The 16776-nt window shown below is 69.7% G+C and carries 14 protein-coding genes and 1 pseudogene; 8 read left to right on the top strand and 7 right to left on the bottom strand.

The window, feature by feature from the left end; translation table 11 throughout:
- Positions 1 to 201: 201 nt before the first annotated feature.
- Positions 202 to 512 (bottom strand): annotated as a pseudogene (locus ASC65_RS17845) (hypothetical protein); the annotation flags it as partial.
- A gap of 37 nt (positions 513 to 549) precedes the next feature.
- The coding region (locus tag ASC65_RS17840) for a beta strand repeat-containing protein (RefSeq protein WP_442854129.1) at positions 550 to 4846 on the bottom strand (4297 nt) is incomplete at its 3' end.
- Between the two features lie 447 nt (positions 4847 to 5293).
- On the opposite strand from ASC65_RS17840, the gene ASC65_RS13330 reads away from it, so the two are divergent.
- A complete protein-coding gene (locus ASC65_RS13330; protein ID WP_156459666.1) occupies positions 5294 to 6373 on the top strand; it encodes a helix-turn-helix transcriptional regulator in 1080 nt (359 codons plus the stop codon).
- 7 nt (positions 6374 to 6380) lie between these two features.
- Here the strand turns inward: ASC65_RS13330 and tipF are convergent, their stop codons facing one another.
- On the bottom strand, positions 6381 to 7649 hold the full coding sequence (gene tipF / locus ASC65_RS13325) for a flagella assembly cyclic-di-GMP phosphodiesterase TipF (RefSeq protein WP_056454171.1): 1269 nt from the start codon (positions 7647 to 7649) through the stop codon (positions 6381 to 6383).
- 109 nt (positions 7650 to 7758) lie between these two features.
- Here tipF and ASC65_RS13320 point away from each other — a divergent pair, with 109 nt between their 5' ends.
- Both ASC65_RS13320 and ASC65_RS13315 read left to right on the top strand, forming a co-directional pair.
- On the top strand, positions 7759 to 8529 hold the full coding sequence (locus ASC65_RS13320; protein WP_056454165.1) for an SDR family NAD(P)-dependent oxidoreductase: 771 nt from the start codon (positions 7759 to 7761) through the stop codon (positions 8527 to 8529).
- Positions 8530 to 8542: 13 nt separating this feature from the next.
- Positions 8543 to 9463: a lysophospholipid acyltransferase family protein gene (locus tag ASC65_RS13315; RefSeq protein WP_056454160.1), complete on the top strand. Its 921-nt coding sequence runs from the start codon at positions 8543 to 8545 to the stop codon at positions 9461 to 9463.
- On the opposite strand, the gene ASC65_RS13310 is transcribed toward ASC65_RS13315, so the two are convergent.
- From ASC65_RS13310 to xseA, 3 genes are all read right to left on the bottom strand, one after another.
- A complete protein-coding gene (locus ASC65_RS13310) occupies positions 9460 to 9966 on the bottom strand; it encodes a response regulator (protein ID WP_056454157.1) in 507 nt (168 codons plus the stop codon). The two genes, ASC65_RS13315 and ASC65_RS13310, sit on opposite strands and share 4 nt — an antisense overlap.
- A gap of 181 nt (positions 9967 to 10147) precedes the next feature.
- Positions 10148 to 10351: a DUF2093 domain-containing protein gene (locus ASC65_RS13305; protein WP_056454154.1), complete on the bottom strand. Its 204-nt coding sequence runs from the start codon at positions 10349 to 10351 to the stop codon at positions 10148 to 10150.
- A gap of 47 nt (positions 10352 to 10398) precedes the next feature.
- Positions 10399 to 11883, bottom strand: coding sequence for an exodeoxyribonuclease VII large subunit (gene xseA, locus ASC65_RS13300; RefSeq protein WP_056454152.1), 1485 nt, complete (start codon positions 11881 to 11883; stop codon positions 10399 to 10401).
- Positions 11884 to 11948: 65 nt separating this feature from the next.
- On the opposite strand from xseA, the gene ASC65_RS17490 reads away from it, so the two are divergent.
- The 5 genes from ASC65_RS17490 (at position 11949) to ASC65_RS13280 (ending at position 15723) form a co-directional block, all read left to right on the top strand.
- Positions 11949 to 12113, top strand: a complete 165-nt coding sequence (locus ASC65_RS17490; RefSeq protein ID WP_200939840.1) for a hypothetical protein — start codon at positions 11949 to 11951, stop codon at positions 12111 to 12113.
- A gap of 48 nt (positions 12114 to 12161) precedes the next feature.
- Positions 12162 to 13451: a phosphoribosylamine--glycine ligase gene (purD, locus tag ASC65_RS13295; RefSeq protein ID WP_056454149.1), complete on the top strand. Its 1290-nt coding sequence runs from the start codon at positions 12162 to 12164 to the stop codon at positions 13449 to 13451.
- 9 nt (positions 13452 to 13460) lie between these two features.
- On the top strand, positions 13461 to 14144 hold the full coding sequence (locus ASC65_RS13290; protein WP_056454145.1) for an AraC family transcriptional regulator: 684 nt from the start codon (positions 13461 to 13463) through the stop codon (positions 14142 to 14144).
- A 391-nt stretch (positions 14145 to 14535) separates the two neighbouring features.
- The gene (locus ASC65_RS13285) at positions 14536 to 15327 is read left to right on the top strand and encodes a hypothetical protein (RefSeq protein WP_056454142.1); all 792 of its coding nucleotides are present in this window, start codon (positions 14536 to 14538) and stop codon (positions 15325 to 15327) included.
- 66 nt (positions 15328 to 15393) lie between these two features.
- Positions 15394 to 15723, top strand: a complete 330-nt coding sequence (locus ASC65_RS13280) for a hypothetical protein (protein ID WP_056454137.1) — start codon at positions 15394 to 15396, stop codon at positions 15721 to 15723.
- Between the two features lie 9 nt (positions 15724 to 15732).
- Here the strand turns inward: ASC65_RS13280 and ASC65_RS13275 are convergent, their stop codons facing one another.
- A complete protein-coding gene (locus ASC65_RS13275; protein ID WP_056454134.1) occupies positions 15733 to 16734 on the bottom strand; it encodes an amidohydrolase family protein in 1002 nt (333 codons plus the stop codon).
- Positions 16735 to 16776 lie beyond the last annotated feature (42 nt).

Raw genomic sequence — 16776 nt, 5'->3', positions numbered from 1 at the left:
TCCCCGTCCTTGGCGGCGGCGTCCGCGCTCAGCAGAGGGCTGACCTCCGGACCGCCCTTGCCCTCGGCCTCGCCGATCGAGGCCGCCACCGGCGGATAGCTCAGCGTGCGCACGGCGTTGTTCGACCAGCGGATCACCTCGATGGAGGTGACGAAGGTCGAGCCGTCGCGGCCGGCGACCTTGTCGACGATGCGGTAGCCNAGCGTGCGCACGGCGTTGTTCGACCAGCGGATCACCTCGATGGAGGTGACGAAGGTCGAGCCGTCGCGGCCGGCGACCTTGTCGACGATGCGGTAGCCGGCGCCCTCGACGGTGACGGTGTAGTCCGCCGCCAGCCCGCGCATCTGGATCTCGTCCTTGCCGAGCCCGCCGTTGATCGTGTCGCTGCCGCCGCGGCCGCGCAGGATGTCGTTGCCGTTSCCGCCGGTGATGRTGTTGTCCARCGCATTGCCGGTGCCGACGAAGGTGCCGGTGCCGCCGACATAGAGCAGGTTCTCGATGTTGGCGCCCATGGTGTAGCTGCCGATGCGGGCCTCGACGGTGTCGATNTGCCGGTGCCGACGAAGGTGCCGGTGCCGCCGACATAGAGCAGGTTCTCGATGTTGGCGCCCATGGTGTAGCTGCCGATGCGGGCCTCGACGGTGTCGATGCCTTCGCCGGCCAGCTCGACGCAGGTGTCGAAGGCGTCGAGCACATAGTAGTCGTTGCCGGTCCCGCCCTGCAGCTGGTTGTTACCGCCGCCCGAGCCGCCCCACAGGATGTCGTCGCCGCCGAAGCCCAGCAGGGTGTCGGTGCCGATGCCGCCGTGCAGGACGTTATTGCCGGCGTTGCCGATCAGCAGGTCGTTGTAGACCGAGCCGGTCAGGTTCTCGACGCCGGTGAAGGTGTCGGTCGCCCCGTCGCCGTCGTTGGTCGCGCGCATCAGGTCCAGACGCGCCGTCACCCCGGCTGCGGCCAGGGTGTAGTCGACGGTGTCGATTCCGGCGCCGCCGTTGAGCACGTCGATCCCGCCGCGGCCGCGCAGGTTGTCGTCGCCGTTGCCGCCGGTGATGGTGTTGGCCTGGGCGTTGCCGGTGGCGGCGAAGTTTCCGGTCCCGCCGAACACGAGGTTCTCGACGTTCAGGGCCAGGACGTAGGCGTTGATGCGGGCCTCGATGGTGTCGGTCCCTTCGCCGGCCACTTCCACGACCGAGTCGTTGGCTTCCAGCACATAGCGGTCATCGCCGAGCCCGCCCTGGAGCTGGTTCACCACGCCGGAGCCGCCCCAGATCACGTCGTTGCCGGCCAGGCCGAGCAGGGTATCGGCCCCGAGGCCGCCGCGCAGGATGTTTCCGTTGGCGTCGCCGATCAGGGTGTCGTTGAAGGCCGAGCCGGTCAGGTTCTCGATCGAGCTGAACGAGTCCGTGCCGCCGTCGCCGTCGTTCGAGGATGTTCCGTTGTTCAGCTGGGCGCGCATGGCCGCCGTCGCCCCGGAGTAGTCCGCCGTGTCGATGCCCGCGCCGCCGTTGAGGATGTCGACCCCGGCCCCGCCGCGAAGGACGTCGTCGCCGTCGCCGCCGAGCAGGGTGTCGTTTCCGGTCCCGCCCCACAGGATGTCGCGGCCGCCGCGGCCGTCGAGGGTGTCGTTCCCGCCCCAGCCTTCGAGGGTGGAATCGAGCACGCCGGCGGCGTTGTCGTAGCCGATGATGCTGTCGTTGAAGTTGGTGCCCGAGAAGCCGAACACCTCGAAGCCGGTGAAGGTCCCGCCGTACTGGGTCGCCAGGGCCGCCTGGAGGTTGGCGACGGCGGAATAGTCGACGGTCAGGCCGGCGACCGCTTCGGACACGGCGTAGATGGTCAGTCGGTCGTAGCCGGCGCCCCCGTCGGCGCTGTCGCCGCGGCCGGCGTCGACGACGTCATCGCCGTCGCCGCCCGACAGGGTGTCGGCGACGCCGTCCGACTGGGTCGGGGCGATCAGGTCGTCGTTGTTGTGCAGGTAGTCGTTTCCGGCCCCGCCGAGCAGGGTGTCCGCGCCGCCGAGGCCGACGAGGGCGTCGTTTCCGTCTCCGCCCTCCAGCCGGTTGGCGACCATGGAGCCGATGAGCTGGTCGGCGTGGATCGAGCCGAGCAGGTTCTCGATCTGCGACAGCGTGTCGGTCCCGGCGCCTCGGGTGTTCTGGGCCGCCGTCTGCAGCAGCTCCACCCGCACGCCGGCGGTCGCGTCGGCGTAGTCGGCCGTGTCGGTCCCGGCGCCGCCGTTGAGCGTGTCATTGCCGAGACCGCCGCGCAGCAGGTCGTCGCCGCCCGCGCCGTTCAGGGTGTCGTCGCCGCCGAGGCCGAACAGGCTGTCGGCGTTGGCCGTGCCGTTCATGGTGTCGGCGTTGGCGGTGCCGTTGACCTGGCCGCCGACGGGATTGCCGGCGAGGTCGAAGGTCCCGTCCGAGAACTGCAGCCGCTCGACGCCCGTCAGGGTGTCCACGCCGTCCGGCCCGGTCACGGTGGTGACGCCGCTCACAGTGGCGATGACATAGGCCGAGCGCAGGCCGCTGAAGACGGCTGTGTCGGATCCGGCTCCGCCGTCGAGCACATCGGCGCCGCCGGCGCCGGACAGGGTATCATCGCCGTCGCTGCCCCAGAGGGTGTTGGCGGCTGCGTCGCCGGTCAGCTGATCGGCGCCCGCGCCGCCCCAGACGTTTTCGATCTGGGAGAGCTGATCAACCCCGAAGGCGCCGGTCGCCGTTCCCGTAGCCAGGTTCACGACCACGCCCGCGCCGTCCATGGCGTAGACGATGGTGTCGACCCCGCTTCCGCCGGAGATCACCTGCACATTGTCCAGGGCGGAGGCCGCCATCTGGGCGCCATCGACGGGGGCCTGCTCCGCGTCGTCGGTGACGCGGAAGATGGAGTCGTCGCCGCCGCCCCCGGCCAGGTCCAGGGCGTCCGTGAACAGGGCCTCGTTGCCGTCCGTGTTCTGACGCACCTGCTCTTGATTGTTTCTCGCCCTCTGGCAGTTCGCCTTATCGAGCGCAGCCTGGGCCTCAAGCCCTCCCTGGAGAGCTTCGCGATCCTCCTGGGTCATGGTCTGCAGGGCGTCGGCGCCGTACTGGCCGGAGCCGCCCTGGGGGGCGACACAGGCGGCGTAGGTCGCGGCGGCCTTGCTGTCCGAGCCGACGAAGACGCGCTTGGCGGCCGCCGTGAAGCCCTGCCAGCGCGCGCTCGCCCCGGTCGCCTCGTCCAGCTTGTTGAGGGAGGCACCCCACCCCCCGTGCGCCTGAACCTGCATGTCGACCGCCTTGTACAGGCCGGCCGCGACGATGGCGGCCAGCCACGGGAAGGCGGCCTGGGGACCGTTCGGATCAGCCTTGCCCGAGCTGGACGGGACGGAGAAGACGTCTGCGTAGAGGGCCTCGCCGAACGCCTTCAGCTCTGCGAGCTCGGCGTTGATCATCGCCTCGGTTCCGGCCCCATCGTACGAGATGGCCTCGAACACGTTCGCCGCCGCGCCCACCGACTGGAACATCACGCCGTTGCCGTTCGGCTGGTTGTAGACCTCGGCGTCGAAGCGCACGCCGGCGGCGACCGATTCCAGCTTCATCGAAGTGTAGGTCTGATAGGTGGCGTCGTAGGCGCGCAGCTCGCGCGAGCCGTCGGTGTTGGTGACGACCATGGTGCGGCCGACCGGGTGGGCGGTCTGGAAGACCACAGCGTCATCGTCGGCGGCGAACTGGGCCACGACGTCGCCGGCGTCGCCGATGTAGAAGTCCGCGCCGTTCCCGCCCTCAAGCCGGTCGATCCCGCTGGCCGAGCCGTCCGGATTGACGCCGATCAGGAAGTCGGCCCCGTCGCCGCCGACCAGGGTGTCCGCCCCGCCCATGCCGACCAGGGTGTCGCCGCCGTTCCCGCCTTCGATGCGGTTGGCGGCGGAACTGCCCACCAGGCTGTCGATGTGGCTCGAGCCGATCAGGTTCTCGACGCCCAGCAGGGTGTCCTGCCCGGCCCCGAGCGTGTTCTGCGCGCTCGTCAGGGTCAGGTCGACGGAGACGCCCGCCGTGGCCGTGGCGTAGGTCGCCGTGTCGATCCCGCCGCCGCCGTCGATACGGTCATTGCCGGCGCCGGCGTTGATCAGATCGTCGCCGAGCCCGCCCTCGAGCCGATTGTTGAGGGCGTCGCCGGTCAGGATGTCGTTGTAGGCGGAACCGATGAGGTTCTCGACGCCGACCAGGGTGTCGAGGCCGGCTCCGCTGGTCTGCTGCGCCGCGGTCAGGTTGAGGTTGACGAAGACCGCCGAGGCGGCGCCGCCGTAGCCGGCCGTGTCGAGGCCCGCTCCGCCTTCCAGGCGGTCGTCACCGATCCCGCCGACCAGCGTGTCGTCGCCCGCGCCGCCGAAGAAGCTGTTGTCCCGTGCGTCGCCGGTAAGGGTGTCGTTGAAGGCCGAGCCCGTGACGGCCTCGATGCTGACGAAGGTGTCCGTCCCGCCCGTGCCGTCGGCCACGATGCCGGAGCCGAGATTGACGGTGACGCCGGCGGCGGCGGCGGAGAAGTCGACCCGGTCGTTGCCGAGCCCGCCCTGGTAGGTGTCGTCGCCGCGATCAAGCGTGCCGGCCGATATGGCGGCTGCGAAGACGTCGTCGCCGTCGCCTCCGATCAGGGTGTCGTTGCCGTCCATGCCGTAGAGCACATCATTGCCGACGCCGCCGTTGATGTTGTCGTTGCCGGCCCAGCCCTCGAGCAGGTCGTCGAAGGGGCTGCCGGTGATCTGGTCGGCGCCGGCGAGGCCGACGATCTTGGCCTGGAGAGCCTGGCCGCCCTCGACCCATTCGGCGAAGGTCAGGGCCGGGATCGACAGGCCGCTGATCGAGAAGGTCATGACGCCCTCCTCATATTCGACGATGCCGGTCACCGTGCCGCCGATCAGGTCGTCATAGACCGTCTCACCCTGGCCGTTGACGTAGACGGTGTCGTAGCTGAACGAGCCGATGAAGGAGGTGTAGGAGCCGACGCCGCCGTAGACGAAGCGGATCGAGTTGGGGGCCATCTTCAGCGTGCCCTCCCAAAGGCCGCCGAAGTTCACCTCGTCCATACGGACCGCATAGTCGGTCCCCGCCGTTACGATCGCCATTTTTTCCGCCCCTCGTCGCTGGCCGCATATGTGGTCGGCATCCCGCCTGACCGTCGCGCGGCAGGCTACCTACCGGATCTGACGAAGAAGTCGTCAGATTTTAGTAGCTTCCGCATGGATTGAAGCTGGCGTAGCGTCGGTACAACACGTCGAAGGGGGCGGAGGATGGGGGCGGTCGAGGCCGATCTGCTTTCAGTGATTGACCGGTTTCAGGCGGCCGCACTCGGCGACGTCTCCTGGTTGGACGCCCTGGACGGGTTCGCGCGCGCGACCGGCTCCCGTTCGGGGCAGATCATCGGCCTGGGCGCGGCGGCGGCCGTACCGTTCAACTGGATGACCGAGATGCCGCCGGAGTCGGTGACGGATTTTCTCGATGCCGGCGGCGGCGATCCGCGCGTCAATCGGCGCGTGGCCCTGGGCGGCGCCGCAGCCGAGGGGCGGATCCTGACCGACGGCGATTTCCCCGCCTACGGACGGCCCGATGACCCCCTGGAGCTGCGCGGCTGGGTCGAACGCTACGATGTCCCCCACATCTGCCTGTCCCCGCTGATCAAGGGCGAAGGTCTGCTCGTCGGCCTGGCGGCCATGCGAACCCATCGACAGGGGCATTTCGAGGCCGAGGACCGGAAGGTTTTCGCCCGGCTGGCGCCGCACATTCGCTCGGCGGTGCGAACGCAGATGTTGCTGGCCGATCAGGGAAGCGCCGTACTCTCGGGCGCGCTGGCCGCGCTGCAGATCGCCGCCTTCATCTGCGACGGCCGCGGGGCGGTGCTGGGTCGAACGCCCTTGACCGAGCCCCTGCTCGAGGCCGGCGTTCATGTTCGGCTCCGTGGCGGACGGCTGTCGGCCTGCAACGAGGCGGACGGGCGCCTGCTGAGCGCCGAGATCGTCATGGCCTCTCGTGGCGGGCCGGGCGGTCTGGCGGGATCGGTCGTGTTGCGCGACGTCGCGGGGCTGGAGCCGCTGCTGGCGGACGTCGTCGCACTGCCGCGGGAGCGTCACCCCTTCGCTCTTGAGCGCCCGGTGCTGGTGCTGGTGCGCCGCCCGCGTGATCGGGGACCCGACGCCGCACGGCTGGCCGTGGCCATGTACGATCTGACCCGATCAGAGTCCCTGGTGGCGGGCGATCTGGTGGAGGGGCTGAGTCCGCAGATGATCGCCGACCGGCGCGGCACGGCGGTGACGACGGTGCGGACGCATGTGCGCCGCATCTTCGAGAAGGCGGGGGTGACCAGCCAGATCGAGCTCGTCGCGGCGCTCAACCGCCGCCTCTAGGCGGGGCTCAGGCGTACCGGCGGCGCTGTTCGGCGCTGCGCAGGGTCGAGCGCAGGAAGTCGGCCGGGGGGTCGGTTTCGGCCAGCACGGCTTCCTTGATGGCGCGCGGCTCGCCGAACAGGTGACCCTGGCCGACGCCGATGTCGAGTTCGAGAATGTCCACGATCTGGCGCTCGGTCTCGCATTTCTCGGCGATCAGCTCGATGCCGTAGCGACGCGTCAGGGCGGCGAAGTCGGCCGGGGTGATGTCGCGCAGGGTCGGCAGGGCGGCGGCGGCCTCATTCTCGAGCAACTGCTCGATCAGCAGGTCGGCCGAGACCTTCATGAATTTCACGTCCGAGCGCTGCAGGTCGGCGAAGTCCAGCTCGAGCGTCTGGACCTTGTCGATCGAGAAGCGGAAGCCCAGGTCGGCCAGCTTGGCCATATTGCGCGCCTCGATGGCGCCGCGGGCGTCGAAGGTGGCCTGACCGAGCTCGAAGATCAGCGACTGGCTCAGATCGCGGTTCTCGCTGAGGAAGTCGAGGAACTGCGGGAAGAAGGTCTCGTCGCCGAGCGAGGACAGGGCGACGTTGCAGAAGACGCCGACCTTGCGGTCCTGGCGGGCCAGGCGGCGGACGATCTGGGCGCAGCGGAACAGCAGCAGGTTGTCGATGGCCGGGACCAGGCCCTCGCCTTCGGCGACCGACAGGTATTCGGCCGGCATCATGATGCGGTCGTCGGCGGCGCGCAGGCGGGTGAAGCTCTCGTAGAAGATGGTCCGGCGCTGCGGCAGGGAAACGATCGGCTGCAGGTAGAGGTCGACCCGGTTGTGGGCGAGGGCCTCGTGGATGTTCTGGAGCAGGACGTTGGACTGCTGCTGATGGCGGGCCTCGAAGGCGCTCACCGGCGTCGGCTGCGACAGGCGCTCGTCGATCGACTCGCTCATCTGCTGGATGAGGCTCTCCAGCATGCGGACCTCGCCCGACAGCTGTTCGGTCGAGGACAGGGCGCCGGTCTCGATCGCCTGGGCCAGTTCGGTCAGGGCGCCCTGAGTCGACTCCATGGCGTCGGCGAGCAGGCGGTGGGCCTCGCGGACCTGATCAATCTCCTTCTTGAGCCTGGCGGCGCGGGCCTTGCCGGTGACGATGCCGTGCACCGCCCCGAGCAGGCCGAGGGCCCCGATGCCCGCCGCCGCGCCCGCGCCCGCGCCCAGACCGGCTCGCCACACGAAGGCGCCGACCGTCATGGCCAGGAACAGATAGCCGAAGAAGAGAAAACCCTGGGTCAGTGCGCGCATTGGCTACCGGCTGGTCCGTGTTCCCGGATGGAATCGCCCGAGTATCGGGGTATCAGAGCATAAGGCCGGGCCAGCGTGCACGGATTCTCCCCACCCTTCGAGGTTAACGATGGAATTGTTCGATCTTAGCGGTCAGGTCGCCGTCATCACCGGCTCTTCGCGGGGCATCGGCAAGGCGATCGCCGAGCGGCTGGCCGAGCACGGCGCCAAGGTGGTGATCTCGTCGCGCAAGGCCGGGCCGTGCGACGAGGTGGCCCAGGCGATCAATGAAAAGCACGGCGATCAGCGCGCCATCGCCATCCCCGCCAACATCGCCTCCCGCGAGGACCTGCAGCGGCTGGTCGACGAGACCAACGCCGCCTTCGGCAAGATCGACATCGTGGTCTGCAACGCCGCGACCAACCCCTACGCCGGGCCGATGGGCGGCATCAGCGACGACCAGTTCGGCAAGATCCTGCAGAACAACGTGGTCTCCAACCACTGGCTGATCCAGATGTGCGCGCCGCAGATGCTGGAGCGCAAATCGGGCTCGGTGATCATCGTCTCGTCGATCGGCGGGCTTCGCGGCAACGCCTTGATCGGCGCCTACAACATCTCCAAGGCCGCCGACATGCAGCTGGCCCGCAACCTGGCCGTGGAGTGGGGGCCGTCGAACGTGCGGGTCAACTGCATCGCCCCCGGCCTGGTGCAGACCGACTTCGCCAAATATCTGTGGGAGAATCCCGAGCTGCTGAAGCAGGTCACCGAGCCGGCGCCGCTGAAGCGTATCGGCCAGCCGGACGAGATCGCCGGCGCAGCAGTGTACCTGGCCTCGCCGGCCTCCAGCTACATGACCGGGCAGACCCTGGTCGTGGACGGCGGGATCACCATTGCCTGGTGACGACCATAAGCCGGTGAGCTTCGGCCAGGATCTGGCCTGGCGGCTGGAGTCGGTCGGCTTCGCCGGCTTCGTCGGCTTCATGCGCCTGCTCGGCGTCGAGCGGGCCTCGGCCCTGGGCGGCTGGCTGCTTAAGGCTCTAGGACCCAAGACCGGCACACAGAAGACGGTGATGCGCAACCTCCGCATCGCCTTCCCCGATATGAGCCCGGCCGAGCGCGAGGCCCTGGCCCTGGCGCAGTGGGAGCAGACCGGGCGCAGCTTCGCCGAGACGGCGGTGATGGACCGGCTGGTGGCCGAGAACCGCATCGAAGTGGTCGGGCTGGAACGGCTGCACGCCATCCGCGACTCCGGCCGGCCGGTGGTCTTCGTCGGCGGCCATTTCGCCAATATCGAGACCCTGGCGGCGACCATCACCGGGGCGGGGGTGAACTGCCAGATCACCTATCGCGCGGCGAACAATCCCTATGTTGACGCTCAGATCATCGCGGCGCGGGCGCGCTATGGCGTCAAGCTGTTCGCGCCCAAAGGCGGAGACGGCGCGCGCGAACTGCTGGCCGGGCTGGCGAGGGGCGAGTCCGTGGCCCTGATGAACGATCAGAAGTTCAACGAGGGGCCGGAGGTCACCTTTTTCGGTCAGCCGGTGAACGCCGCGCCGGGTCCGAGCCGGCTGGCGCTGCGCTTCGGCACGGTCCTGCAGACCATGTCGGTGGTGCGGCTGCCCGGGGTGCGCTTCAGGGTGACGGTCTACGACCCGATCGAGCTGGAGAAGACCGGCGACCGCCAGGCGGACATCGCCCGCGGGGTGCAGCAGATCACGACCTTCATCGAGGACCGGGTGCGTGAGAGTCCGATCGACTGGTTCTGGGTGCACAAGCGCTGGCCGAACCGGGTCTACGAGGCCCTGGCCGAGCAGGACGCCGCGGCGAAGACCTAGGCGGCGTCGTCGCGGGACTGGTCGGTGGCCCGGCGGAACGGGCCCTTGTAGTCGGCGGCGGCGCTGCGGCGGCGGTCGGGCCCGAAATAGCCCTCGGTCTTCACGAACGGACGCGGCCGCCAGATCACCGCCTGGATGCGGTCCAGAACGGCCTTGGCGGTGATCGGCTTGACGAGAAACTCAGTGACGCCGGCGTCGCGGGCGTCATAGACGCGCTTCTTCCCCGAGTGGCCGGTCATCATGATGATCGGCAGATAGGGGTTGGCGCTGTCGGGGCTGTTGCGGACCAGTCGGGTGAACTCGACGCCGTCCAGCGGGAACATGTTGTAGTCGACGATGGCCAGGTCGATGGCGTGCTCGCGAAGCATCTCCAGCGCCTGGGCGCCGTCCGACGCCTCGACCACCTTCTTGATGCCGGCGGACTTGAGCACAGCCGAGGCGATGGTCCGCATGTGCGGATTGTCGTCGACAAGGAGGATCTGGATGGCGGCGAGGGACGTCATGGTGCGGCGTTGGGTCGGGGCGTCTGAGGCGCGGAACGTAGGCGCGACAAACTTACGCGTCCATGACTGAACGTCGATCACACAGGCCGTAAACGCTTACTCACCCTGGAGTTTCGCCCGCGACAGGCGAATTCCGCGGTCATCGCCCGATGACATCAAAATTGGGGATAGCGGAGGCGAATCAGGCGGCGCCAGGTCGAAGCCGCTCGAGCGCGTGCTCGGGGGCGGCGTAGGGCTCCTGACGCGCGACCGACCAATAGCGCAGCGCCTCGAGCACGATCGGCCGGCCGGTGACGGCGCAGACCACGTAGCGGCCGGGTTTCAGCACGGCGTATTCGCCGTCGCCGTAGTGCAGGGTGGCCGGGCCGGTGTCCTTGTCGTTCATGGCCGCAAGTTAGCGTGGCGGACCGGAGCGCGCCACGCCTTTCACCGTCAGAACAGGTCGCCTTGGCCCGCGGGCGCGGGCTTCGGTTTGGGCGCGGGGGCCGGACGCGGTCGGGGCGGGGAGGGCGGCGCGTCGGCGGCGGCGTCGCCGTCGATGCGGGCCCCGCGGGCGCCGTCGTCGAAGACCAGCCGCACCACCTGGCCATCGTGCAGGGCGGAGGCGTGGGCGATCATGGCGCCGTCCTCGGCCTCGACGCGAGCGAAGCCCGGCTTCGGCCGCTTGGGATCGAGCGTGGCGAGGGCGCGCGCCAAGGCGGCGAGGCGGGTCTCGTCGCGTTCAAGGCGACGGGGCAGCAGCGGGTCGAACCGATGCGAAACCGCGCCCAGGCGGTCCTTGCGCCGTTCCATGGCGCGGTCGAGGAGGGCTGGGGACAGGCGGCCCGCGACGGTGATGAGTTGGCGCTCATGGACCGCGAGGTTCTTCTGCAGGCCGGACGCAAGGCGGCTGCCGGCGTGATCGAGCCGCTGCTGCGGCAGGGCCAGCAAATCCTCGGGGCGGGCGGGCAGGCCGCGCGCGGCGGCGCGCAGGCGGGTCCGGCGGTCCTCCAGGATGCGGCCCCCGGCGCGGACCAGGCGGCGGTCCAGGTCGGTGACGGCGTAGCGCAGGTCGGCCAGCACCGGCGTGGCGATCTCGGCGGCGCCGGTCGGGGTGGGCGCGCGGCGATCCGAGACAAAGTCGATCAGGGTGGTGTCGGTCTCGTGCCCGACGGCCGAGATGATCGGGATGGAGGCGGCCGCGACGGTGCGGGCCAGGCCCTCGTCGTTGAAGCACCACAGGTCCTCGACCGAACCGCCGCCGCGGGCGACGATGAGCACGTCGGGGCGGGGGATCGGACCGTCCGGCTTGAGGGCGTCGAAGCCCCGGATGGCGTTCGAGACCTGGCCGCAGGCGGCGTCGCCCTGGACGACCACGGGCCAGACGATGACCCGGCAGGGCCAGCGTTCGGTGATGCGGTGCAGGATGTCGCGGATGACCGCCCCGGTCGGGCTGGTGATCACGCCGACGACGGCGGGGAAGGCGGGGATGGGCTTCTTGCGCTCGCCCTGGAAGAGGCCCTCGCCGGCCAGTTTGGCCTTCAGCCGCTCCAGCTGCGCCAGAAGGGCGCCGGCCCCGGCCGCCTCCATGGTCTCGATGACGATCTGGTAGGAGGAGCGGGCCGGATAGCTGGTGATCTTGCCGGTGACGATGACCTCGAGCCCGGACTCGGGCCGTACGCCCAGTCCGCGCACCGAACCCTTCCAGACCACGCCGTCGATGGCCGACTTGTCGTCCTTGAGCGTCAGATAGACGTGGCCCGAGGCATGGTGGTTCACCTTGGAGATCTCGCCGCGCAGCCGGACATGGCTGAAGCGATCCTCGAGCGTACGCTTGAGGGCGAACGACAGCTCGGAGATCGACAGGGGCGGATTGTTGTCCCGGGGCGGCGCCGGCGGCTCAGCCGGGCCCTCGAAGACGTAGGAGTCGTCGGTCATGCGATCAGGGTAGCGACAGAGCGTCGCCGCGGGAACAGGCAGGGGCCTATCACCGTTGCCGTTTCATGCCCGCAGACCCGCCAAATACAGACCCTGAGGACAAGGATCCTCGCGAGCGCGGCCTGGAAAGGCGTAGCGGCGACCCCTCGCTCACGCCCTGGCTGATCGTCGGCGGATTGGTGCTGCTGGGCGCGGCGGCCTATGCGATTTCGGCGCTCGCCGGCTCTTAAGACGGGCAACGACTTGACCGGCAGGGCCGGTGCGGTCATTGCGCGGGCATGAATATCCTCCTGGTCGGATCGGGCGGGCGAGAGCATGCCCTGGCGTGGAAGATCGCCCAGTCGCCGCACGTGCGGCGGCTCGTGATCGCGCCCGGCAACACCGGCATGGAGAAACTGGGCGAACTGCGCCCCGACCTGAAGGCCACCGACGCCGACAAACTGGCCGCCCTGGCGCGCGAAATGCGGGCCGATCTGGTGGTGGTTGGCCCGGAGACGGCCCTGGAGGCCGGGCTGGCCGACCGGCTGGCCGCGTCGGGCATCCCCTGCTTCGGCCCGAGCAAGAAGGCCGCCCAGCTGGAGACCTCCAAGGCCTTTTCCAAGGCCTTCATGGAGCGCCACGAGATCCCGACCGCCGGCTATGGCGTCTATGAGCGGCTGCACGAGGCCCGCCAGGCGCTGCAGGTGTTCAAGCCGCCCTATGTGATCAAGGCCGACGGCCTGGCCGCGGGCAAGGGCGTGGCCATCGCCCCGACCAAGCGCGAGGCCGAGGGCGAGATCGAGCGCATGCTCGGCGGCCGCTTCGGCACAGCCGGGGCGCGGGTGGTCATCGAGGAGTTCATGGCCGGCGAGGAGGGCTCGCTCTTCGCGGTCTGCGACGGACAGCGCGCCGTGCTGCTGGGCGGGGCTCAGGATCACAAGCGGGCCTATGACGGTGACCTGGGCCCGAACACGGGCGGCATGGGCAGCTATTCCCCGGCGCCGGTGTTCACCCCCGAACTGGTCGAGGCGGCCGAGCGTCTGGTGGTGCAGCCGACGATCGCCGGCATGGCCCGCGAAGGCATGCCCTACCGCGGCGTCCTCTACGCCGGGCTGATGGCGACCGAGGACGGCCCCAAGGTCGTCGAGTTCAATGCCCGCTTCGGCGACCCGGAGTGCCAGGTGCTGATGATGCGGCTCGGCGGGGACATCGTGCCCATGCTGCTGGCCTGCGCCCGCGGCGACCTGACCCGCGCCCCGATGCCCGAGTTCCGGCCCGAGACGGTGATCTGCGTGGTGCTGGCCGCCAGCGGCTATCCGGACAGCCCGCTGGAAGGCTCGATCATCCGCGGCGCCGAGCAGGACTTCGGCCCGCACGTACAGGTCTTCCACGCCGGCACCCGCCGCGACGAGGAAGGCCATCTGGTCGCCGCCGGCGGCCGGGTGCTGAACGTCTGCGCCCGCGGCAAGGACATCGCGCAGGCCCGCGAGCGCGCCTACGCCGCCATCAAGAAGATCGACTGGCCCGGCGGCTTCCACCGCACCGACATCGGCTGGCGCGCGCTGGAGCGGGAAGCCGACGAAGGCTAGGGTGCGGGGATGGGCCCCCATCCGCCTATCCGGCAGCGTCTGACGGCGTCCACCGCCATCCCGCGGCACACGCACGCCCAGGCCTATGCGGCCGTCATCCTGTCCGGCGGCTATGAGGAGGCCGGCGAGTTCGGCCGCCGCCGCCTGGGACCGGGCGATGTCGCGATCCATCCTGTCTTCTCCAGCCATATGAACGGCGTCGGCGGACGCGAGGTCGTGCTGGTCAATCTGCCGGTGGCGGGCCTGCGCGCCGGCTTCGCGCGAACGGCCGACGCCGATGCGGTGGTTCGGCTGGCCGAGACCGATCCGGTCGCCGCGGTTGAGTTCCTGGGCGAGGGGCTGACGGCCTTGGCGGCCGAGACCCTGGACTGGCCCGACCTGCTGGCCCTGGACCTGAACGCCGATCCGGGCCTGGATCTCGGCGCCTGGGCCGGTCGGAGGGGCCTCGCCGCCGCCACCCTGTCGCGCGGTTTCGGCCGGGCCTACGGCGTCACGCCGCGCCGGTTCCGGCAGGAGGTCAAGACGCGGCGGGCGCTGGATTCGCTGGTCGAGGGCCGGAGCGCGCCGCTGGCCCGGCTGGCGCTGGACAGCGGCTTCGTCGACCAGGCGCACATGACGCGGGCCATCACGGAGCTGACCGGGACGTCGCCGGGGGCCTGGCGCAGGTCAAATGGGTACAAGGCGGGGCGCTGACCCCGGTCCATACCGGGACCATGAACCGACGCGCTCTTCTTCTGGCCGGCCTCGCCGCCGGACTCGCTCCTTCGCTCCCGGCCGGTCCTGCGTCTGCGCAAGCCGCGGCGCCGATGCGGACCCGTTGGACCGTAAAGGCGTGCGAGGGTCTCGATGCGGTGGCCCTGCTGGGACCGCTGACCGGCAAGCCGCTGTACGCGACCCGCTATGCATCGGAGCTGGAGGCGATCCGGCCCCGGCTGGGCGAGGCGGGCCTGGCGGCCGTGGCGCGGCTGGATGCGGCTGGGGACCGGGACGGCGCGCTGCTGTGGCCCGGTCTGGCGCTGATCCTGTCCGGCGGGCCGACCGACACGCTCGACGCGGTCCTTGGGGCCTGGAAGAGCCGGAGACGGTGCTCCGGCCGCCGTTCGAGGCCAGCGTCTATTGGGATGAGGCCGACTGGGCCCGGTTCATGGCCGGCCGCGCCGATCTGATCACGGTGCTGACCGCGATGCGCGACTCCGACTTCCCGGCCTGGCTGAAGACCCTGACCGCGGCGGACGCCGGCCGGGTCGACAGCCTGGCGGCCCGGTTTGCGACCCTGGACATCATCTCCGAACAGGAGCGGTTGCTCGGCCGCCCTCTGGACCCGGAGATCGAAGTCGACCTGCTGTGGTTCTGCAAGCCGCACGGCGTGCGGGTGCAGGGCCAGCGGTTCATCGGCCACTACACCTATGACGACGCGGTGATGGTGAAGGTCGCGGCTCACGAGATCCTGCACCCGCCATTTCCGATGGACGGTCCGACGGCCAAGGCCTGTTTGGCGGTGCTGGCGGCCGACCCGCTGTTCGCGCGCATCCTGGCCGAGAAGGACAAGGGGACCGGCTACAACGACCTTGAGGGCATCCTCAACGAGGACGTCTGCCAGGCGCTGGACCAGATCATCCAGGAGCGGCTGGGGATCGTGCAGGCGGCGCCGGCTGCGCGCTGGACCCGGGCCGATCAGGGCATGCACGTCCTGGCGGCGGGACTGTACGGCTGGTTCAAGGTCGACGGCTATGACCGGACCGGCGGAAACCTCGAGGCCTGGATGAGCGCGGCCGCGGCCTCAGGCCGATTGTCGCCGGGACAGCTCCACCCGATGGCGGCCGCCGTGCTGAACAAGCCTGTCGATCAACTCTGGACGACGCCGCCAGCGGGTTGAGTTCGGACGGGCGGCGCCGTCCCCTGGAGCGTGCTATGATGGCGGCTATGGAGACAGGAGGCGCCCATGTTCGGTTCCCTGCTGCTGACGCCGATCGGCGCACTGGTCGCGCTTGCGGCGAGCGATCCGGCCCAGCCCGGATCGCAGGACTGCGCTCAACGCCTGCACCAGGTCGCCAACGCCCAAGGCCTCGCTGTGCAGCCCGGCGACCGGCTGGTGAGCGACCGGGCGGGCCGGCTGCAGCGCGATTTGGCCGCCCCCGGCGAAGTCCGGCTCTACTATCTGGTCGACCGGCGCATCGGCGGCTGCCCCGTGGCGACGGTGTCGCCGGTCCGGCTGGACGACGCCAACCGGGCGGTGGGGCGCGACCTGGGACAGGAACGCGGAAAACGCTGAGGTCGACGCTCAATCGGCGTGATCGGCGGCGATCTGTTCGTCTGTCAAGCGCAGGAAGCGGGCGGCGTTGTTGTAGAAAATGTCTCGCTTCTGCGCCTCGCTGAGGAAGGGCGCGGTCTCGACCGCCTCGATGCCCTCGGCGATAGCCCCCGGCCAGATCATCTGATCCGACCCCCACAGAATCCGCTTCTCAAAGCCGGCGTCGATCATGCGCTTGAGCTGATCGTGGAACTGCGCCCGGGGAAACGCCCAGTTGTTGCACGAAATATCGACGTGGAGGTTTGGGTAGCTGAACATCATGGCGATCATCTCGTCGACCAGCGGCGAGGCGTAGTGCATCACGTAGATGCGCAGCTTCGGGTGCTTCTGCAGCACTGCCTCAAGCTGGAAAGGCGTGGTCAGGCGGGCGCGATAGGTCTCGTAGCCCGGAAAGCGGGCCGCGCCCGGAGGCCCCTCGCCGAGGTGGATGCCGATCGGGATGTCCAGTTCTTCGGCCAGGGCGAAAAAGGGCTCATAGCGGGGATCGGAGGCGTCGACCCCGCGATACTGGGTGCCGATCTCGGCGAAGACCTGGAAGGCGTCCTGCTGGAAGAGGCGGCGGTAGGTGTCGGGCGACAGGGGATGCTCGCTGGCGAACTGGATGGCGGGGATGACCCGCTGCGGATCGGCGGCGCGCCAGGCGGTGACCTCGGCCAGGGCGCCCGAGGTCACGGCGCGGCGGATGTTGAAGCGGCGTAGCTCGGCGAGGGAGTCGCGCATCAGCGCCTCATCCGTATCCGGAGACAGGATCGGGTCGCTGCAGGGCGTCAAGAACATCGAGGGGTTGACGTCCGCCCGCGGATCGATCGCCGGAAAGGTTGGTTCGCCGTCGCCGGGACAGGCGGGGACGCCGGCGGCGAAGTCGAGCTTGAAGGCATGCAGGTGCATGTCGATGACCGGCTTGCCGGGGGACTGGGCCTGGGCGGGGAAGGCCAGGACGAAGCCGAGGATGGCCGGTATCCATGCGCGCATCGCGTTCGCTCCCGTGAGGAAGCGAGGCTATGGGCGGCGGTC

It is taken from the genome of Brevundimonas sp. Root1279, assembly GCF_001425945.1.
In the GTDB taxonomy this organism is placed as follows: Bacteria; Pseudomonadota; Alphaproteobacteria; order Caulobacterales; family Caulobacteraceae; genus Brevundimonas.
Note: the sequence above shows the minus strand (reverse complement) of the source record. Positions and strands in the feature narration are given on the sequence as shown.